General features: G+C 70.8%; 16 protein-coding genes and 1 riboswitch. Of the genes, 12 read left to right on the forward strand and 4 right to left on the reverse strand.

Translation table 11 applies throughout. From position 1 onward, the window contains the following. The first annotated feature begins 25 nt into the window (after nt 1-25). The 4 genes from ASE68_RS15625 (at nt 26) to yicI (ending at nt 5,800) form a co-directional block, all read left to right on the forward strand. Nucleotides 26-1,318: an ABC transporter substrate-binding protein gene (locus tag ASE68_RS15625; RefSeq protein ID WP_157421719.1), complete on the forward strand. Its 1,293-nt coding sequence runs from the start codon at nt 26-28 to the stop codon at nt 1,316-1,318. A gap of 183 nt (nt 1,319-1,501) precedes the next feature. Continuing rightward, the gene (locus tag ASE68_RS15630) at nt 1,502-2,413 is read left to right on the forward strand and encodes a carbohydrate ABC transporter permease (RefSeq protein WP_055862568.1); all 912 of its coding nucleotides are present in this window, start codon (nt 1,502-1,504) and stop codon (nt 2,411-2,413) included. After that, nucleotides 2,413-3,402, forward strand: a complete 990-nt coding sequence (locus ASE68_RS15635; protein ID WP_082462410.1) for a carbohydrate ABC transporter permease — start codon at nt 2,413-2,415, stop codon at nt 3,400-3,402. The genes ASE68_RS15630 and ASE68_RS15635 overlap by 1 nt, the downstream gene beginning before the upstream one ends. Before the next feature lie 79 nt (nt 3,403-3,481). Then, on the forward strand, nt 3,482-5,800 hold the full coding sequence (yicI, locus tag ASE68_RS15640; RefSeq protein ID WP_055861769.1) for an alpha-xylosidase: 2,319 nt from the start codon (nt 3,482-3,484) through the stop codon (nt 5,798-5,800). Between the two features lie 57 nt (nt 5,801-5,857). On the opposite strand, the gene ASE68_RS15645 is transcribed toward yicI, so the two are convergent. Continuing rightward, nucleotides 5,858-6,886 carry a LacI family DNA-binding transcriptional regulator gene (locus tag ASE68_RS15645; RefSeq protein ID WP_055861773.1) on the reverse strand — a complete coding sequence of 343 codons (1,029 nt, stop codon included), beginning with the start codon at nt 6,884-6,886 and terminating at the stop codon, nt 5,858-5,860. Nucleotides 6,887-7,051: 165 nt separating this feature from the next. Here ASE68_RS15645 and ASE68_RS15650 point away from each other — a divergent pair, with 165 nt between their 5' ends. Genes ASE68_RS15650 through ASE68_RS15665 form a run of 4 tightly spaced genes read left to right on the forward strand, consistent with a single transcriptional unit; the run spans nt 7,052 to nt 12,154 of the window. Further along, the gene (locus tag ASE68_RS15650; protein WP_055861775.1) at nt 7,052-8,344 is read left to right on the forward strand and encodes a sugar ABC transporter substrate-binding protein; all 1,293 of its coding nucleotides are present in this window, start codon (nt 7,052-7,054) and stop codon (nt 8,342-8,344) included. After that, nucleotides 8,341-9,243: a carbohydrate ABC transporter permease gene (locus ASE68_RS15655; RefSeq protein ID WP_055861778.1), complete on the forward strand. Its 903-nt coding sequence runs from the start codon at nt 8,341-8,343 to the stop codon at nt 9,241-9,243. Before ASE68_RS15650 ends, ASE68_RS15655 begins: the two co-directional genes overlap by 4 nt. After that, nucleotides 9,243-10,211 carry a carbohydrate ABC transporter permease gene (locus tag ASE68_RS15660; RefSeq protein ID WP_369800089.1) on the forward strand — a complete coding sequence of 323 codons (969 nt, stop codon included), beginning with the start codon at nt 9,243-9,245 and terminating at the stop codon, nt 10,209-10,211. Before ASE68_RS15655 ends, ASE68_RS15660 begins: the two co-directional genes overlap by 1 nt. Continuing rightward, nucleotides 10,208-12,154 (forward strand): glycoside hydrolase family 127 protein, encoded by a 1,947-nt coding sequence (locus tag ASE68_RS15665; RefSeq protein ID WP_082462411.1) that lies wholly within the window; start codon nt 10,208-10,210, stop codon nt 12,152-12,154. The genes ASE68_RS15660 and ASE68_RS15665 overlap by 4 nt, the downstream gene beginning before the upstream one ends. A 180-nt stretch (nt 12,155-12,334) precedes the next feature. Here ASE68_RS15665 and ASE68_RS15670 read toward each other — a convergent pair whose 3' ends face one another. Next, nucleotides 12,335-12,772 (reverse strand): MerR family transcriptional regulator, encoded by a 438-nt coding sequence (locus ASE68_RS15670; RefSeq protein ID WP_055861782.1) that lies wholly within the window; start codon nt 12,770-12,772, stop codon nt 12,335-12,337. 68 nt (nt 12,773-12,840) lie between these two features. Between ASE68_RS15670 and ASE68_RS15675 the strand changes: the two genes are divergently transcribed. Beyond that, nucleotides 12,841-14,100, forward strand: coding sequence for an MFS transporter (locus ASE68_RS15675; RefSeq protein ID WP_055861785.1), 1,260 nt, complete (start codon nt 12,841-12,843; stop codon nt 14,098-14,100). Here ASE68_RS15675 and ASE68_RS15680 read toward each other — a convergent pair. Then, nucleotides 14,097-14,594: a GNAT family N-acetyltransferase gene (locus ASE68_RS15680; protein ID WP_055862575.1), complete on the reverse strand. Its 498-nt coding sequence runs from the start codon at nt 14,592-14,594 to the stop codon at nt 14,097-14,099. The two genes, ASE68_RS15675 and ASE68_RS15680, sit on opposite strands and share 4 nt — an antisense overlap. Nucleotides 14,595-14,748: 154 nt before the next feature. Here ASE68_RS15680 and gap point away from each other — a divergent pair, with 154 nt between their 5' ends. Then, entirely contained in the window at nt 14,749-15,744 is a 996-nt protein-coding gene (gene gap, locus ASE68_RS15685; RefSeq protein WP_055861788.1) for a type I glyceraldehyde-3-phosphate dehydrogenase, read from the forward strand. 91 nt (nt 15,745-15,835) lie between these two features. Beyond that, nucleotides 15,836-16,738, forward strand: a complete 903-nt coding sequence (locus ASE68_RS15690) for a DMT family transporter (protein ID WP_055861791.1) — start codon at nt 15,836-15,838, stop codon at nt 16,736-16,738. Between the two features lie 64 nt (nt 16,739-16,802). Here ASE68_RS15690 and ASE68_RS15695 read toward each other — a convergent pair whose 3' ends face one another. After that, complete coding sequence (locus ASE68_RS15695; protein ID WP_082462454.1) at nt 16,803-18,143, reverse strand: MFS transporter; 1,341 nt, start codon at nt 18,141-18,143, stop codon at nt 16,803-16,805. Next, a riboswitch (TPP riboswitch) is annotated at nt 18,134-18,230 on the reverse strand. It overlaps the preceding gene by 10 nt. A gap of 88 nt (nt 18,231-18,318) precedes the next feature. Between ASE68_RS15695 and ASE68_RS19945 the strand changes: the two genes are divergently transcribed. Next, on the forward strand, nt 18,319-18,765 hold the full coding sequence (locus tag ASE68_RS19945) for a helix-turn-helix transcriptional regulator (RefSeq protein WP_157421720.1): 447 nt from the start codon (nt 18,319-18,321) through the stop codon (nt 18,763-18,765). The last annotated feature ends 13 nt before the right edge of the window (nt 18,766-18,778 follow it).

Raw genomic sequence — 18,778 nt, forward strand, 5'->3', positions numbered from 1 at the left:
CGCACCACACGAGAGGAAACGCACCATGGGAATCACCAAGCGCGGCATCGGCGCCGTCGCAGCACTGGCCGCGACCGCCGCACTGCTCACCGGCTGCTCGACGGGCGGCGAGTCCGACCCGAACACGCTGAAGCTCTGGCACTTCGAGGGCACCGACAGCGATGTCGGCATCGCCTGGAACAAGGCCATCGAGATCTTCGAGGAGGAGACCGGCGCCACCGTCGAGTACGAGGACAAGAGCTTCGAGCAGATCCGCTCCACGGCCAGCCAGGTGCTCAACTCCAACGAGGCACCGGATGTCATGGAGTCGCCCAAGGGCAACGCCACCGCCGGCCTGCTCGCCAGCCAGGGCCTGCTCGCCGACATCACCGACGCGGTCGAGGAGTACGGCTGGGACGACCTGCTCGCCCCGTCGCTGCAGACCACGGCCAAGTACTCCGACGAGGGCATCATGGGCTCCGGCCCCTGGTACGGCGTGCCGAACTACGGCGAGTACGTCACCGTCTACTACAACAAGACCGCGTTCGACGAGAAGGGCCTGACCGAGCCCAAGACGTACGCCGAGTTCGAGGAGATCCTCGACACGTTCGCGCAGGACGGCACCACGCCGCTCGCGCAGGCCGGTGCGGAGTACCCGCTCGGCCAGCTCTTCTACCAGCTCGCCCTCTCGAAGGCCGACCGCCAGTTCGTGAACGACTACCAGCTCTACGAGAACCCCGTCGACTGGCAGGGCCCCGAGCTCACCTACGCCGCCGACAAGATCGTCGAGTACGTCGACAACGGCTGGATCTCGAAGGACTCCACGGGCCTCAAGGCCGAGGACATGGGCGTCGGCTTCATGAGCGGCGAGTACCCGATGATGGTCTCCGGCTCGTGGTGGGCCGGCCGCGTGATCAACGAGGCCACGACCTTCGAGTGGGACACGTTCGCGTTCCCCGAGTCCGAGCTGGTTCCCGGATCGTCGGGCAACATCTGGGTCGTGCCCGAGAACGCGGCCAACAAGGAGCTCGCCTACGAGTTCATCGACATCACGATGCGCCCCGAGATCCAGGCCCTCATCGGCAACAACGGGTCGATCCCGGTCGCGGCCGACCCCGCCGACATCACCGACGAGAAGTCCGCCGCGCTCATCACCGAGTTCAACGAGGTCGTCGAGCAGGACGGGCTCGCGTTCTACCCCGACTGGCCCACGCCGAACTTCTACGACCAGCTCGTCGGCGCCCTGCAGGAACTCGTGAACGGCACCCTCACGCCCGAGCAGACGCTCGAGCAGCTCGGCACCGAGTACGAGGACGGCGTCGCCGACATCATCGGCTGACCGAACCGCCTCCCGCCGGCGGGCGTCGCCGATCTGGACACGACGCACGACGCCCGCCGGCCGGGAGGCGCCGGCCGAACCGCCTGACGGTTCGGCACGCTCCCACCGAGCTCTCCATCGAAAGGAACCATCGTGGTTTCCACCCTCGCTGCGCGGACCCGCGGGTCCAAGCGCGCCGACGGCATGAGCGCCATCTCGGGTACGCGATCGAGCGGGTTCTGGTTCTACCTCATCCCGGGTCTCGTGCTCTTCACGTTCATCGTGCTCATCCCGCTCATCTGGAACGTGTACCTCAGCTTCACCGACTGGCGCGGCGTGCGCCCGCCCGAGTTCGTCGGCCTCGAGAACTGGGTCGAACTCCTCCAGGACCAGAAGTTCTGGGCTTCGTTCCGCAACTCGCTCTCGATGATCGTCGCCATGGTGATCATCCCCACGCTGCTCGGCCTCGTGCTCGCCGCGCTGCTGTTCGACGTGATCGGTCGCAAGTTCGGCGGCCGCGTCGCGAGCTTCCTGCGCGCCACCTACTACCTGCCGCAGATCCTGCCCGTCGCCATCGCGGCGATCGTCATCGGCTGGATCCTCCGGCCCGAGAACGGCGCGCTGAACACCGTGCTCGAGAACATCGGGCTCGGCGAACTGCAGCACAACTGGCTCGGCAGCCCCGACACGGCGATGCTCTCGATCATGGCCGTCATGGTCTGGGTGCAGATCGGCTACCCGGTCGTCATCTTCATGGCCGCGCTGCAGCGCGTCGACCCCGAGCTCTACGAGGCCGCCGAGCTCGACGGCGCCGGCTGGTACCAGCGGTTCCGCTACATCACGGTGTCGGCGATCCGCCCCGAGATCTTCGTGGTGACGCTCACCTGCACGATCGCCGCGCTGAAGGTCTTCGGCCCCATCTACGCCCTCACCGGCGGCGGGCCCGGCACGGCGACGATCGTGCCGAGCTACTACTCCTACATCCAGTTCTTCCAGAGCCAGCAGGTCGGATACGGCGCGACGATCGCGACCGCGCTGACCATCGTCGTGGTCCTGGTCGCGATCGGATTCATCCGACTGCAGGCGCGCGTCGAGCGTCAGGAAGGCGAGCGCTGATGTCGCACACCGGCTCCACCGGCATCCGGGACGAACTCCCGCTGACCCCGCTCTCGGCCGCAGGCGCCGGCACGGTGCCGCTCGTCGGCGCCGACCGCGTCGAGGAGGCGCCGCGCCGCGGCATCCGTCGCTCGAAGCGACCCCCGCGCGACCACTCACCCCAGACGCGCAAGACCGCGAAGGACTGGGTCTGGCTCGTGCTCGCGATCCTGTTCGGCCTGCTCGTGGCGGTGCCGTTCATCCTGATCCTGATCAACTCGTTCAAGTCGCCGGAGGACTACAACACGTCGGGCCCGCTGATGCTGCCGAAGGAGCTGTACTTCGACGGCCTCGTGAACTTCTGGAACCGCGTCGACTTCCCGCAGAAGCTCTGGAACAGCTTCGTCATCTCGGGCTCGGTCGCCGTGCTCGCGGTGGCGGTCTCGGTGCTGAACGCGTACGCGCTCGGCATCGGCCGGGTGAAGTACCGCACCGGCATCCTGCTGCTGTTCCTGCTCGCCGACCTGATTCCGCAGGAGGCCCTGCTCTACCCGCTGTACTACATGTTCAAGTCGGTGGGCCTCTACGATACGCAGCTCGCGATCATCATCATCTTCACGGTGATCCAGGCGGCGTTCGGCACCTACCTGCTCTCGAGCGTGTTCGGCACGTTCCCGAAGGAGCTGCTCGAGGCCGCGGCGCTCGACGGCGCCGGTCGCCTGCGCACGCTGATCAAGGTCGTGCTGCCGATCAGCAAGGGCACGCTCTCGGTGCTGCTCATCTTCTTCTTCATCTGGACCTGGAACGAGTTCCTGATCCCGCTGACGTTCCTGGTGTCCAACGACAACCAGACCGTGCCGGTGGCGATCACGACCCTGCAGGGCGACCGGCTCATGGACGTCACGACGACGAGCGCCTCGGCGCTGCTCGGCGTGATCCCGACGCTGATCTTCTTCCTCATCTTCCAGCGAACGCTCACCCGCGGCATCACCGCGGGCGCGGTCAAGTAGCGCGACCGCACGGTCACCAGCTCCGAGCAGTGAAGCGGATGCCGCGGCAGCGGCCCGTTCGAAAGGAACACCAACACCCATGAAGTTCACCGACGGGTTCTGGCAGGTCAGGCCGGGCATCGAACCCCTGTACGGCCGTGAGTCGTACGACATCTGGGCGGACGGAGAGCACCGCCTGCAGGTCTTCGCCACCACCGGCGTCGTCGCCAAGCGCGGCGACACGTTGAACCGACCGCTGCTGACGGTGACGCTCTTCTCACCGCTCGCCGACGTCATCGGCGTGCGCATCGAGCATCACTCCGGCGGGGTGAAGCCGCAGGGCTTCGACCTCGTCGGCGCGCAGGACGCGCAGGGCGTGGTCGTGGTCGACGAGACCGGCGGCCTGCTCACCTCGGGGCGGCTGTCGGTGCGCGTGGCGCCGGGCGCCCCGTTCGGGCTCGCGTTCGAGGTCGACGGCCGCACGATCGTGTCGGCCGGCGACAAGTCGATCGCGAACATGCGCGTGCGGCCCGACGCGCAGCTCGACGGCGTGCCCGTCGGCAACGCCCGCGAGGCCACGGCGCGCGCCGCGGCATCCGCCTACACGCTGCAGCAGCTCTCGCTCGGCGTCGGCGAGCTCGTGTACGGGCTCGGCGAGCGCTTCGGGCCGCTCGTGAAGAACGGGCAGACGGTCGACATCTGGAACGCCGACGGCGGCACCTCGTCGGAGCAGGCCTACAAGAACGTGCCGTTCTACCTGACGAACCGCGGCTACGGCGTGCTCGTGAACGACACGGGGCACGTGTCGTACGAGATCGGCTCCGAGTCGGTCGAGCGCGTGCAGTTCTCGGTGCCCGGCGAGTCGCTGGAGTACTTCGTGGTCTACGGCGGCACGCCCGCGGGGGTGCTCGAGCGGTACACCGAGCTCGTCGGCAAGCCCGCGCGGGTTCCGGCCTGGTCGTACGGCCTCTGGCTCTCGACGTCGTTCACGACCGACTACGACGAGGCGACCGTGAACCGGTTCGTCGACGAGATGGCGGCCCGCGAACTGCCCGTGAGCGTGTTCCACTTCGACTGCTTCTGGATGCGCGAGTTCAACTGGTGCGACTTCGAATGGGACCCGCGCACGTTCCCCGACCCCGAGGGCATGCTCGCCCGCCTGCGCGACAAGGGCCTGCGCGTCTGCGTCTGGCTGAACCCCTACATCGGCCAGCGCTCGAAGCTCTTCGCCGAGGCGGCCGAGCGCGGTTACCTCGTGAAGCGGCCAGACGGCTCGGTGTGGCAGTGGGACCTCTGGCAGGCCGGCATGGGCCTCGTCGACTTCACGAACCCCGACGCCACGCGCTGGTACCAGGACCACCTGCGCGCGCTCGTCGCCCAGGGCGTGGACTGCTTCAAGACCGACTTCGGCGAGCGGATCCCGCTCGAGGTCGAGTACTTCGACGGCTCGGCGCCCGACCGCATGCACAACCGCTACACGCAGCTCTACAACGAGGCCGTGTTCGAGGTGCTCGAGCAGGAGCGCGGCGAGGGCGAGGCCGTGGTGTTCGCCCGTTCTGCGACGACCGGCGGCCAGCGCCTGCCCGTGCACTGGGGCGGCGACTCGACCTCGACGTACGAGTCGATGGCCGAGACCCTGCGCGGCGGCCTCTCGCTCGCGGCCTCGGGCTTCGCGTTCTGGAGCCACGACATCGGCGGCTTCGAGGGCACTCCGGATGCCGGCGTGTTCAAGCGCTGGGTCGCGTTCGGCCTGCTCGGCACGCACTCGCGCTTCCACGGGTCGGGCTCCTATCGGGTGCCGTGGGCGTTCGACGAGGAGGCCGTCGACGTAACGCGGATCTTCACGAAGCTGAAGCTCTCGCTCATGCCGTACCTCTACCAGCAGGGCCTCGATGCGTCGGCGACCGGCGTGCCGGTCATGCGCCCGATGGCGCTCGAGTTCCCCGACGACCCCGGCGCCGCCTACCTCGACCGGCAGTACATGCTCGGTTCGTCGCTGCTCGTGGCCCCGGTGTTCTCGGAGTCGGGCGAGGTCGAGTTCTACCTGCCCGCAGGGCGGTGGACGAACTGGTGGACGGGCGAGGTCGTCGCGTCGCAGGGCTCGTGGCGCCGCGAGGTGCACGGCTTCGACACCGTGCCGCTGTACGTGCGCGAGGGCACCGTGCTGCCGATCGGCGCCGACACCACCAAGCCCGACTCCGACTACTTCGACGGGCTCGAGCTGCGCGTGTACCCGGGGGCGACGGATGCCTCGGGCGGGCCGGATGCGGCGGGCACGCCGGATGCCGCGGGCGCGCCGGTGTCGCCGGGCGTGACGGTGACGGCACCAGACGGGCGGTCGGCGCGGTTCACCGTGGCGGGGGAGACCGTCACCGCCGAGGGCGATGCGGGCGAGGCCTGGGGGGCGACGTTCGTCTGAGCATGGCCTCGGCGGGTGCGGGCGCCCGGTGGCTTCGGCTGCCGGGCGCCCGTTCGCTCAGCGCCGCTCGATGGTCGACCCGCGGATGACGAGCCGTACCGGCAGGTGGTGCACGCCGGGGTCGGGCTCGCCGTCGTCGATGGCGTCGAAGATGCGCATCGCCGCGGTGCGGCCGAGCTGCTGCAGGTTGGCGTCGATGCTCGTGAGCTCGGGGCGCGAGTTCAGGGCGAGCACCTCCCAGTTGTCGTAGCCGATGACGGCCACGTCCTCTGGCACCCGTTTGCCGAGGTCGCGGAGGGTGTCGATGACGCCGCGGGCGATCTGGTCGGAGCCGGCGACGATGCCGTCGACGTCGGGGTTCTGCGCGAGCAGCATGCCGGCGGCGGCGCGGCCCCAGTGCTCGCTCCAGCTCGAGGTCATCACGTCGCCGACGAGCCCGAGTCCGGCTTCGGCGAGGGCCGCGCGAACGCCGACGGCGCGGTCCTGCGCCGCGGCGTACTCGGGTTCGCCCGTGATGTGGGCGATGCGGCGTCGGCCGGTGGTGAGCAGGTGCTCGACCGCGAGGCGCCCGCCGGCCACGTTGTCTGGCGTGACTGAAACGTCGTTCGGGTCATCCGACGGAGCGTAGGCGTAGACGACCGGAACCGGGAGGTCCTGGCCGAGCGAGGGCCGGGGGTCGGTCTGCCGGCCGACGACGATGATGCCGTCGACGCGGCGGTTGAGCAGGGCCTTGAGGTGGTGCTGCTCGCGGATCGTGTCGCCGCGCGCGTCGCAGAGGAACACGTTGATCTGCCCGGCGCCGAACGCGTCTTCGGCGCCCATGAGGATCGGGATCACGAAGCGGCCCTCGAGGTCGCTCGTGAGCAGGCCGACGGTGCCCGTGCGCCCGGCGATGAGGCTGCGGGCGAGGGAGTTCGGCGTGAACGAGAGCTGCTCGGCGGCCTCGATGACCCGCTGGCGTGTGGCGGGGGCGACCTGGTCGCGGCCGTTGATGGCCTTCGAGGCGGTCGCGAGCGAGACCCCGGCCATGCGCGCGACGTCGTTGAGCGTCGCCGCCTTCGACCCGCCGGTTCCGCTTCTCGCCATGCCCGCCTCCTCGACTGAAACGCTACCGGTCATCGCTCTTGACGGCCGGGAGATTCACACTGTAGCGTGCCGAAAGGCCTTTCGGAAGTTTCGAAAAGGCCGGCACCAGCACCTGGCATTCCGGGCGAAACCCCGCCCGCTCAAGGACGAGCAAGGAGAACACGGATGAGATCACGCAATCGCCGGATGACGCGGGCTGCAGCCCTGCTCGCCGCCGGCGCCCTCACGATCGGGCTGGCCGCCTGCTCCGCGGGCAGCGAACCGGAGTCGAGCCTCGCCGACGCCGGCGCAGAGGGCGTCGACGACGGCACGACGCTGACCCTCTGGACCCGCGCACCGCTCGAGAAGCAGGCCAACCTGCTCGTCGACGCCTACAACGAGAGCCACGAGAACCAGGTCGAGCTCACGGTCGTGCCGAACGACGACTACGTCGCCAAGGTCGGTGCAGCAGCCGGCTCGAACGGCCTGCCCGACCTCTTCGCGGCCGACATCGTGTACGTGCCGAACTGGGTGAAGCAGGGCCTCTTCCAGGACATCACGGCGAACATCGACGGCTTCGACTTCAAGGACGACATCAACAAGGGCCACCTGTCGGCGGGCACGCTCGACGGCCAGGAGTACGTGCTGCCGTTCGTGCTCGACCTGTCGATGCTGTTCTGGAACAAGGACCTCGCGACCGAGGCCGGACTCGACGCCGAGGCGGGCCCCGCCAACCTCGAGGAGTTCGCCGAGTGGGCGAAGGCCATCCAGGCGCTCGACAAGCCCGACACGTACGGCACCGCGACGGGCCTGAACTGCGGCGGATGCCTCGTCTTCACGTGGTTCCCGAGCAGCTGGGCCGACGGCCAGGAGGTGCTCTCCGACGACGGCACCGAGTCGCTGCTCGCGAGCGACACCTCGAAGGAGATCTACGCCACCTGGAAGGACCTCTGGGACTCCGGCGCAGTGCTGCCCTCGTCGAAGGACGAGGCCGGCCCCACCTGGACCGCCGCGTTCACCGAGGGCAAGGTCGGCATCATGCCGTATCCGGCCACCCTCCTCTCGTCGACCCCGTTCGACGTGGGCGTCTCGGGCCTCGTCGGCCCCGAGGGCGGCGCCTCGACGTTCGTCGGCGGTGACGGCATCGGCGTCTCGAAGGACTCGAAGAAGGCCGCGCAGGCGTGGAACTTCCTCAGCTGGATGATGTCCGAGGAGGCCCAGGTCGGCGTGCTCGCGAAGGACAACGACGTCGTCTCCCGCTCCGACCTCGCCGACAACGAGTACTCGCAGAAGGACCCGCGACTGGTCACGATCAACGAGGTCGCCGGTCAGGGCGACACCCCGGTCGCGATCAACTTCCAGCAGGCGTTCAACGCGCCGAGCAGCCCGTGGCTCACGATGGTGCGCAACGCGGTGCTGGGCGACGCGTCGAGCATCGACGCCGACAACGACGAGATCACGGCGGTGCTCTCGCAGTGAGCACCATCCTTCGCGGCGCCGGGCGGGTGACCCCCGCTCGGCGCCGCGCCGCCCTCACGGGCTGGCTCTTCGCCCTGCCGACCGCGCTGTTCGTGCTGCTGCTGTTCGGCCTGCCGCTGGCGCTCGTGCTGCAGATGTCGGCGAGCGACTGGCCGCTGCTCGGCGGCAACCAGGGCTGGAACCTGCCGCAGAACTACGTCGACGCCGTCGACAACCGCTTCTTCCTCGACTCGGTCTGGTTCACGCTGAAGTACACCGTGCTCACCACCGTGATCCTGCTCGCGCTGAGCCTCGGGCTCGCCATGCTCGTGCAGGAGTCCACGCGCTGGAAGGGGCTGCTGCGCACCTCGTTCCTGGTGCCGAGCGCCCTGGGCCTGGCATCCGCATCGCTGCTCTTCTACGTGATCTACTCGCCGATCGCGGGACCGTTCGCCGGCATCATGAAGGCGTGGGGGTTCACGTTCCTCGGCACGCCAGACGGCGCGCTGTGGTCGACGATCTTCCTCATCGTGTGGCGGTACGCGGGCTTCTACATGCTGCTCATGCTCGTGGGCCTGCAGGGCATCCCCGACGACGTGTACGAGGCCGCGCGCATCGACGGCGCGTCGCGCTGGCAGACCTTCCGCAGCGTGACGATCCCGCTGCTTCGACCGACGCTCGCCCTCACGACCGTGCTCTGCGTCACGGGCTCGCTGCTCGCGTTCGAGCAGTTCTACATCCTCACCAAGGGCGGGCCCGACAACTCGACCATCACGGTCGTGCAGCTCATCTACGGCATCGCGTTCCAGGGGCAGAACGACCTCGGCGTCGCCGGCGCCCTCTCGGTCATCGTGCTGCTCGCGCTCGTCGTGATCAACATCGCGCAGATCCGCGCATTCGGGAAGAAGGCGGAAGACTGATGTCGACGACCATGCCGCGCCGTTCGCGCGATCCGCTCGCGAGCGTGCCGCCCACCGACTCGACGATCGCGCTGACCGCGCCGAACCACCGGGTCGCGAAGGGCGCGTCGGGGCGGGGTTCCATGGGGCGCCGCCGCCCGCCGACCACCTTCGCCGGCATCGCGATGCGCACGCCCTACTGGGTGCTCACCGCCGGGCTCGCGCTGCTGTTCCTCTACCCGCTGATCTGGACCGCGATCTCGTCGGTCTCGCCGCTCGCGGGCACGAACCAGACCGACGGATGGGGCTTCGGCAACTACGTCACGCTCGCGAACTACCAGGCGGGAATCTGGGTCTACCTGCTGAACTCGGTGTTCGTGTCGCTGCTGACCGTGCTGCTGACGCTCACGATCTCGCTGCTCGGCGGGTACGCGTTCGCCCGCTTCAGCTTTCCGGGCAAGGACCTGCTGTTCCTGTCGACGCTCGCGATCCTGATGGTGCCGTACGCGACCCTGCTCATTCCGCTCTACGTGCTGCTGAACTCGGTGGGCCTGTCGAACTCGCTCGTCGGCGTCGCGCTCGTGCTCACGATGTTCCAGTTGCCGTTCTCGATGTTCATGATGCGCATCTCGTTCGAGTCGGTTCCGCGCGAGCTCGACGAGGCCGCCATGGTCGACGGATGCTCCGCCTGGACCGTGCTCTGGCGTGTGCTCGTCCCCGCGGTCAAGCCGGGACTCATCACGGTGGGCCTGTTCGCGTTCCTCGCGGCGTGGAACGACTTCATGGCCCCGCTGATCCTCATCAACGATTCGAACCGCATGACCCTGCCGCTCGCGGTCTCGAACCTGCGCGGCCAGGTGCAGGGTGTCGTCGACTACGGCGCCACCGAGGCCGGCGTGGTCGTGCTCGCGCTGCCGTGCATCCTGCTCTTCCTGATCCTCCAACGTCACTACGTGCGCGGCTTCATGTCGGGCGCCTTCAAGGGATGACCATGACCTCTGCTCCCACGTCCCACGCCGTGCCGGTCGCGCCGTCGACGGGTGCCCTGCGTCCGCTCGGCCTCGACGAGGTGCGCATCACGGGCGGTCTCTGGGCCGAACGCCAGCGCGTCAACGGCACGGCGACCCTCGACCACATCGAGCACTGGCTCGAGCGCGAGGGCTGGCTCGCGAACTACGACCTCGCCGTCGCGGGCAGCCTGCCCGATGGGCGTCGCGGGCGCGAGTTCTCGGACTCCGAGGTCTACAAGTACCTCGAGGCGCTCTCGTGGGAGATCGGCCGGCTGCAGTCGGTGTCGGATGCCGCGGCATCCGTCGACCGCCTCGAAGCCCGGCTGCGGGCGATCGTGACGAGGGTCGCCGCGGCGCAGGAGCCCGACGGGTACCTGAACACGCGCTTCGGCCGGCCTGGGCAGGAGCCGCGGTGGACCGACCTGGAATGGGGCCACGAGCTGTACTGCCTCGGCCACCTGTTCCAGGCTGCCGTCGCCCGGGTGCGCACGCGCCCCGATGCCGACGACGGCCTTGTCGAGGTCGCGCGCCGCGCCGCCGACCTCGTGTGCGAGGTGTTCGGCGAGGGCGGCGACGAGCGCATCTGCGGCCACGCCGAGGTCGAGGTGGGACTCGCCGAGCTCGGCCGGGCGCTGGGGGAGCCGCGCTACCTCGAGCAGGCGCGCATCTTCGTCGAGCGGCATGGCCGCGGCACGCTCGCCGACATCGAGTGGGGCCGGTCGTACTATCAGGACGACGCGGCCGTGCGCGACGCCGACGCCCTGCGCGGGCACTCGGTGCGCGCGAACTACCTCGCGGCCGGTGCGACCGACGTCGCCGTCGAGTCGGGCGACCGGGAGCTGTTCGACGCGCTCGACCGCCAGTGGGATCGCACGCTCGAACGGCGCACGTATGTCACGGGCGGGCAGGGATCGCACCATCAGGACGAGGCGTTCGGCGAGGACTGGGAGCTGCCGAGCGACCGCGCCTACTCCGAGACGTGTGCGGGCGTGGCATCCGTCATGTTCAGCTGGCGGCTGCTGCTCGCGAGCGGCGAGGCGCGCCATGCCGACCTCATCGAGCGCACGCTCTTCAACGTGATCGAGACGTCGCCGGATGCCTCGGGCACCGCCTTCTACTACGCGAACACGCTGCACCAGCGGGTGCCGGGCGCGCCCGCCGACCCCGACGCCGTGTCGCCGCGCGCGCACTCGTCGCTGCGGGCGCCGTGGTTCGACGTGTCGTGCTGCCCGCCGAACACGGCCCGCACGTTCGCGAGCCTCGCCGCGTACCTCGCGACGGCGGATGCCTCGGGTGTGCAGCTGCACCAGTACGCGCCGTCGATCGTGCGCACCGTGCTGGCCGACGGCCGGGCGGTCGCCTTCGAGGTCGAGACGTCGTATCCGCGATCGGGGTCGATCGTGGTGCGCATGCTGGCGGACTCGGCCGAGCCGTGGCGGCTCTCGCTGCGCGTGCCGGCGTGGGCCGGCGGGGCGACGCTCGCGCTGCGTCCGACCGGTGGCGGCGAGGCGCAGCGGTGGCCGGCCGAGCCCGGCATCGTCTCGGTCGAGCGCGCGTTCGCGGCGGGCGACGAGGTCGTGCTCGAGCTGCCGACGACTCCGCGGTTCGTCGCGCCCGATGCCCGCGTCGATGCGGTTCGCGGATGCCTCGTGGTCGAGCGCGGCCCAGAGGTGTTCGCCCTCGAGTCGGTCGACCTCGCCGCGACGCCGCTCGCGGCATCCGACTTCGCCGACCTGCGCGTCGACCCCCGGGTGGCGCCCGTCGATGCGGTCGTCGGGGTGGGAACGGGTGACGATGCCCGGGTTCTCGTGCGCCTCGTCGACGCGCGAACGGATGCCGCGGCCGACGTGCCGCTCGTGCCGTACCACGCGTGGGCCGAGCGCGGTCCGTCGACGATGCGGGTGTGGATCCCGGCGCTGTAGCCGGCACCCCACCCGCACCCACCCGCCCGCACCCACCCGCCCGCACCCCACCCGCGCGACCCACGACGTTTTGCGGCTTCAGGTACCCATGCGGAGCCCCCGTGGACCCGCAGAACGTCGTGTGAGCGGGACGTGCGAGGGGGGTGGGACGCCGCGCAGGGGTCGCGATCGCCCGCCGGGTCAGCCTCCGGCGAGCGCGCCCTCGTGCGCCTGCTCGCGCTGCAGCCGCAGCTCGAGCTCGTGATCGCGCTCGCAGACGAGCGCCGTGTGCTCGGTGCGGGCGAGGTAGTCGCGGATCGAGTCGCGGCTGCGGCTGAGGCAGGCGATGCGCTCCTCGAGGCCGGCGAGTTCGGCCGCGAGCATCTCGGCGACGGCGCGGGGGCAGCTCGGGCGGGCCTCGGCGGCGGCGTCCTCGAGTTCGAGCAGCTCCTTCACGAGCTTGGTGGCCACGCCAGACTGCACCAGGTTCGCGATGTGCTGCACGCGGTCGACGTCGGCCTCGTCGTAGTCGCGGTACCCGTTGGACTCGCGCGTGGAGGCGAGCAGGCCCTGCTGCTCGTAGTAGCGCACGAGGCGCGTCGAGACGCCCGCCCTGCGCGCGATCTCGCCGATCCTCATGTGCGCCTCCGAAAAGATCTGCCAGGTCGCTTGACCTTGACATTGATGTCAAAGTTTAGCGTCGAAGCATGGATGACACCACGACCACGACGAGGGGGATCCGCACCGGCCGACCCTCGACATCCGCCCTGCCATGGCCGGCCCTGATCGTGCTCGGCGCCGCGACGTTCGCCATGGTCACCGCGGAGATGCTGCCGACCGCCGTGCTGCCGCAGATGTCAGCCGGCCTCGGCGTGAGCGAGGCGCAGACCGGACTGCTCGTGTCGATCTGGGCCGGCGTGGTCGTCGTCGGCAGCCTTCCGCTCGTGCGCCTCACGCGTCGGTTCGAGCGGCGCGCGGTCGTGATCTGGAGCCTGGTCGCGCTCGCCGTGGCCGCCGCATCCACCGCGTTCGCCCCGACCTACGAGGTCGTGGTCGCCGGGCGCATGGTGGGCGCCCTCGCCGTCGGACTGCTCTGGGCGACGACGAACGCGCTCACGGCCGACCTCGTCGACGAACGCCACCTCGCACGCGGCATCGCGATCGTGCTCGGCGGGGCGACGCTCGGCATGGTGATCGGCACCCCGCTCGCGAGCCTCGTCGCGCAGGGCGTCGGGTGGCGCGCGACCTTCGCCGGGCTCGCGGTGGCGGCGCTCGTCGGGTCGATCCTCGTGCGGTGGGTGGTTCGGCCGACGGTGCGCGTGGCGCCGAACACGGTCGACGCGAACGACGAGGCCACGGATGCCGCGGCGCGGCAGGCTGCGCACGCGCGCCGCGCACGCGGCATCCGCCCGATGCTCGCCGTGGTCGGCCTCGTGGGCCTGCTGCTCGTCGGCCACTACGGCGTCTACACCTTCATCACGCGGATCGTCGCGGATGCCGCGGCCCCCGTGCCCGGCGGGGTCGGCACGCTCCTGCTGGTCTTCGGCATCGCCTCCGCCGGCGGCGTCGTGCTCGCCGGCCGGTTCGGCGCCCGCACCGCCTGGGCGCTCGTCGTCTCGTCGGCGGCGACCGGGCTCGCGCTCGCGGCGCTCGCCATGGTCGGCGGCGATCCGGTGCTCGGCGTCATGGTCGTCGTGGCCTGGGGGCTCGCATCGGGGGCCGTGCCGCCGCTCGCGCAGACGCTGATCCTGCAGCTCGCCGGGCCGGAGCGGCGCGATCTCGCGGGGGCGCTGATCCCCGTGGTGTTCAACCTCGGCATCGCGGTGGGCGCCGGCGCCGCGTCGGGCATCGTCGGCGGCGCCGGCATCGCACCGCTGCCCGCGTTCGGTGCGACGGTCGTCGCGGCATCCGTCGTCGGACTCGTCATCGTGGCGAGCCGCGTGGGTTCCCCGGCCCGCGGGCGCTAGAGGTCGAGCACGCTCCAGACCACGTCGCCGTGCTCATCGGTGGTCGTGTGGTCGCGGCGGAAGCCGATCTTCTCGAGCACGCGGAACGACGGCGCGTTCCAGGCGCGAACCGTCGACCAGAGTCGCGTGCGTCCGGTGTCGCGGGCGGCATCGACGATGGCGGCGGCGGCCTCGGTGGCGTACCCGTGTCCGTGCGCGCTGCGCAACAGTTCGTACGCGAGCTCGGGCTCGTCGATGGTGGCGCGCCCGATGACGAGGCCGCAGTAGCCGAGGAAGTCGTCGGTGCCTCGCCGCCGCAGGGTCAGGAGGTGGATGCCGCGCCCGGGTGCGCTCTCGCGGGCACCGCGGATCTCCTCGCGCGCCTCGTCGAGGGTCGGCATCTCGCCGCTGCGTTCGCCGACGAGGGCGCGGTAGCCCGCCGCGTCGGTCTCGTCCCACAACCGCAGCGTGAGGCGTTCGGTCTCCAGCGAGAACGGCATCGGTCGGTACGGCATCCCGTTCAGGCTATCGGGCGGAGCGATCGTGCCGAGGGCGAGCATCGGATGTCGCAAGCATGGCGAGATCCTTTCGGGACGCGTCTTTCAGGCCACTGTCGCCGAAGGACGAACCAGCGCAGAGTTGAGCCGTATCCCACGAAAGGACCCACGAATGACCCGCATCGCCGTCAACGGCTTCGGACGCATCGGACGCAACACCCTCCGCGCCCTCCTCGAGCGCGACTCCGACCTCGAGGTCGTGGCCGTCAACGACCTCACCGACCCGAAGGCGCTCGCACAGCTGCTGCGCTTCGACAGCACCGCCGGCCGCCTCGGCCGCACCGTCGAGGTCGACGGCGACACGCTCGTGGTCGACGGCCGCCGCATCAAGGTGCTCGCCGAGCGCGACCCCGCGAACCTGCCATGGGCCGAGCTCGGCGTCGAGATCGTGCTCGAGTCCACCGGCCGCTTCACCTCGAAGGAGGCCGCCTCGGCGCACCTCGCCGCCGGCGCGAAGAAGGTGCTCGTGAGCGCCCCGGCCGACGGCGCCGACGTCACGCTCGTCTACGGCGTCAACACCGACGCGTACGACGCGGCGACGCACACCGTCGTCTCGAACGCCTCCTGCACCACGAACGCGCTCGCGCCGCTCGCCAAGGTGCTCGACGACCTCGCCGGCATCGAGCACGGCTTCATGACCACGGTGCACGCCTACACGCAGGAGCAGAACCTGCAGGACGGCCCGCACCGCGACCCCCGCCGCGCCCGCGCCGCCGGCGTGAACATCGTGCCGACGACCACCGGCGCCGCCAAGGCGATCGGCCTCGTGCTGCCCGGCCTCGACGGCAAGCTCTCGGGCGACTCGATCCGCGTGCCCGTGCCCGTCGGCTCGATCGTCGAGCTGAACACGACCGTGGCCAAGGACGTGACCCTCGACGAGGTGCTCGATGCCTACAAGGCCGCCGCGGCAGGCCCGCTCGCGGGCGTGCTCGAGTACTCCGACGACCCGCTGGTCTCCTCCGACATCACCGGCAACCCGGCGTCGTCGATCTTCGACGCCGCGCTCACCCGCGTCGACGGCCGCCACGTCAAGGTCGTCGCCTGGTACGACAACGAGTGGGGCTTCTCGAACCGCGTCATCGACACGCTCGAGCTGCTCGCCGGCTGACTCGGATGAACCGAAGGGCCCTCCGCCGAGATGTTCGGCGGAGGGCCCTTGCGCGCGTGAGGATGTCGGCGGCGTGCGCCAGACTGGGCCGGTGACGCGTCGTGGAGTCCTGCTGTTCGCCGCGCTCGGCATCGCGTGGGGCATCCCCTACCTGTTCATCAAGATCGCGGTGAGCGAGCTCGAGCCCACGATGGTGGTGCTCGGGCGATCCGCGCTGGCCGCCGTGCTGCTGCTGCCGCTCGCGCTCCTGCGGCGCGAGATCGTGGTCGTCGTGCGTCGGTGGAAGCCGATGCTCGCGTACACGATCGTCGAGATCGTGCTGCCCTGGTACTTCCTCAGCTCGGCCGAGCAGCAGTTGCCGAGCTCGACGGCCGGCCTCCTGCTCGCCGCCGTGCCGCTCGCGGGCGTCGCGATCGCGTTCGCGATGGGCCGACCCGAGCGGCTCAGCGGCTCGAACTGGCTCGGCATCGCGGTCGGCATGCTCGGCGTCGCCGCCCTCGTCGGGCTCGATGTCGCCGGGTCCGACCTCGGCGCCGTGGCCGAGATGTCCGTCGTGGTCGTCGGCTACGCGCTCGGCCCGGCGATCCTCGCGCGTTGGATGCCCGACCTGCCCGGCATCGGCGTGGTCGCCGTGTCGCTGGCCGCCGCCGCGATCATCTACGTGCCGTTCGTGTTCGCCACCTCCGCGTGGCCGACCGCCTGGCCGTCGACCCCGGTCGTGGTCTCGATCATCGTGCTCGCCGTCGTGTGCAGCGCCCTCGCGTTCGTGCTCATGATCGCGCTCATCGGCGAGATCGGCCCGGTGAAGGCGACCGCGATCACCTACGTGAACCCGGCCGTCGCGATCGCCGCCGGCGTGCTCGTGCTCGGCGAGCGCATCACCGTCTGGACCGTCGTCGGGTTCGTGTTCGTGCTGGCCGGGTCGTACCTCGTCACGCGCCGTCGCCGCGATCCCGTCACCGCCGGCGCGCCCGAACCCGCGCCTGTCGAGTAGCCGGGCCGGCTCGCTCCTCGACCTGTGCCCGCCCGCTGCGGCATCAGGGCCGACGGGCTCCGCGTCAGGTCCGTCGTGCGAGCAGCGCCCCGACGATGCCGAGCGCGGCGGCGGCGACCATCAGCGCGGCGACCGGCCACCAATGCCCCGTCGTCGCGACGAGCCATGCGGCGAGCAGCGGCGAGAGGCCGCCGCCCACGATCGCCCCGGCCTCGCGCCCCATCGTGATGCCCGAGTAGCGCACGCGCGCGTCGAAGAGCGAGGCGAACCACATCGGCTGCACGCCGTCGGCCGCGGCGTTCACGATGCCGATCGCCAGCGCGACCACGCCGATGACGAGCGCGGCCGAGCCGGTGTCGAGCGCGAGGAACAGCGGCACGGCGATCACGGCGAGGCCGCCGAGCGCGGCGACGGTGAGCCGCACCGGTCCGACGCGCTCGCCGACGCGCCCCCAGAGCGGGCAGGCGACGACGGCGATGCCCGCCCCGACGAGCAGGGCGGTGAGCGTGACCCAACGCTCGAGCCCGAGGCTCGCGGCGTAGCTCAGGCAGAACACCGACACGAGGTAGAAGGTCGTGTTCTGGCCGGCGCGCACGAGGAAGACGGCGAGCACGTTGCGCGGCCGACGAAGCACCTCCCCGAGCGGATGCCGCGCCGTGCGCCGCAGCTCGAGCAGCGCCGTGAACTCGGGGGACTCGTCGACGCGGCGGCGCAGGTACACGCCGACGCCGACGAGCACGAGGCTCGCCAGGAACGGGATCCGCCAGCCCCACGCCAGCAGCTGCTGCTCGTCGAGCACGGCCACCAGCACCACGAACGCGAGGTTGCCGAGGATCAGCCCGACGTAGAGCGCGCTCTGGATGAGCCCGCCGCGCACGCCGGGGCGGCCGGGGGAGCTCTCGAGCGCGAGCAGCACGGCCCCGCCCCACTCGCCGCCGGTCGCGGCGCCCTGCGCGAGCCGCAGCACCACGAGCAGGGCCGGCGCGAGCGCTCCGATCTGCGCGTACGTGGGCAGCAGCCCGATGAGCGCGGTGGCCACGCCCATCAGCAGCAGGGTTCCGAGCAGGGTCGCCCGACGGCCGTACCGGTCGCCGAGGTGGCCGGCCACGAGCCCGCCGAGCGGGCGCGCGAGGAACCCGGTCGCGAACACGGCGAACGAGAGCAGCACGCCGGTCAGCTGGTCCTCGCCCGGGAAGAACAGCGCCGGGAACACGAGCGCCGCGGCCGTGCCGTAGAGGAAGAAGTCGTACCACTCGAGGGCCGTGCCGATCGAGGCGGCGGCGACGGCGCGACGGGCGCGGTCGGGCGCTCCGAGGCCGGGCGGCGCGTCACGGCCGAGCGCACCGGGGTCGGTGCCGGGCAGCGTCGGCGGGTGGGCAGGGTCGACGTACGCGCGATCGTTCATCGCGACATCCCTTCGCTAGTCCGAACTAGATCAGGTTCGACGGGTGTGATCTCAGCCGCGCGGATCGCGGCACCCCGTGTCACTGCCCGCGAGCCTAGCGGGTCGCCGAGCCGGCCGGATTCTGCCCTGAGCGGATGCGCGAGACATCCGCCCGACGTCTGGGTAGCCTCGCGACATGGGCGCGGAACAGCGGGGTGCGATGGGGCGGCAGGGCGACGAGCGGATGCCGCGGCGCATCGTTCCACGTACGCGCACGCCGCTCTGGCGGGAGGCGCTCGGCGCGTTCCTGCGACGCGAGCGGCTCGCGCAGGAGCGGATCCTCACCGACGTCGCGAGTGCCGCCGGCGTGTCGACCCAGTACCTCTCCGAGATCGAGCGCGGCCGCAAGGAGCCCTCGAGCGAGATCCTCGCGGCGGTGACCGAGGCGCTCGGACTCACCCTCCTCGATGTCGCGGCCGGCGTGGCCGGCGAGCTCGGTCGCGACGAGGTGCGCGTCGCCCCGCGCCCGCTCATCGTGCTCGACCTCACGGCGCGCGGCGACTCCGCCGCGCGCGGTCCCGGGCACCACGAGACCTCCTCCCCGGTCGCGGGCTCCATGCACGACGTACTCCTCGCGGCCTAGCCCCACCACCACC

This window comes from Agromyces sp. Leaf222, assembly GCF_001421565.1.
GTDB lineage: Bacteria > Actinomycetota > Actinomycetes > Actinomycetales > Microbacteriaceae > Agromyces.

Bases quoted from the DNA above. Each gene is read 5' to 3' on its own strand.
- ASE68_RS15625 (WP_157421719.1), top strand. From the start codon at position 26: ATGGGAATCACCAAGCGCGGCATCGGCGCCGTCGCAGCACTGGCCGCG.
- ASE68_RS15630 (WP_055862568.1), top strand. From the start codon at position 1,502: ATGAGCGCCATCTCGGGTACGCGATCGAGCGGGTTCTGGTTCTACCTC.
- ASE68_RS15635 (WP_082462410.1), top strand. From the start codon at position 2,413: ATGTCGCACACCGGCTCCACCGGCATCCGGGACGAACTCCCGCTGACC.
- yicI (WP_055861769.1), top strand. From the start codon at position 3,482: ATGAAGTTCACCGACGGGTTCTGGCAGGTCAGGCCGGGCATCGAACCC.
- ASE68_RS15645 (WP_055861773.1), bottom strand. From the start codon at position 6,886: ATGGCGAGAAGCGGAACCGGCGGGTCGAAGGCGGCGACGCTCAACGAC.
- ASE68_RS15650 (WP_055861775.1), top strand. From the start codon at position 7,052: ATGAGATCACGCAATCGCCGGATGACGCGGGCTGCAGCCCTGCTCGCC.
- ASE68_RS15660 (WP_369800089.1), top strand. From the start codon at position 9,243: ATGTCGACGACCATGCCGCGCCGTTCGCGCGATCCGCTCGCGAGCGTG.
- ASE68_RS15665 (WP_082462411.1), top strand. From the start codon at position 10,208: ATGACCATGACCTCTGCTCCCACGTCCCACGCCGTGCCGGTCGCGCCG.
- ASE68_RS15670 (WP_055861782.1), bottom strand. From the start codon at position 12,772: ATGAGGATCGGCGAGATCGCGCGCAGGGCGGGCGTCTCGACGCGCCTC.
- ASE68_RS15675 (WP_055861785.1), top strand. From the start codon at position 12,841: ATGGATGACACCACGACCACGACGAGGGGGATCCGCACCGGCCGACCC.
- ASE68_RS15680 (WP_055862575.1), bottom strand. From the start codon at position 14,594: ATGCCGTACCGACCGATGCCGTTCTCGCTGGAGACCGAACGCCTCACG.
- gap (WP_055861788.1), top strand. From the start codon at position 14,749: ATGACCCGCATCGCCGTCAACGGCTTCGGACGCATCGGACGCAACACC.
- ASE68_RS15695 (WP_082462454.1), bottom strand. From the start codon at position 18,143: ATGAACGATCGCGCGTACGTCGACCCTGCCCACCCGCCGACGCTGCCC.
- ASE68_RS19945 (WP_157421720.1), top strand. From the start codon at position 18,319: ATGGGCGCGGAACAGCGGGGTGCGATGGGGCGGCAGGGCGACGAGCGG.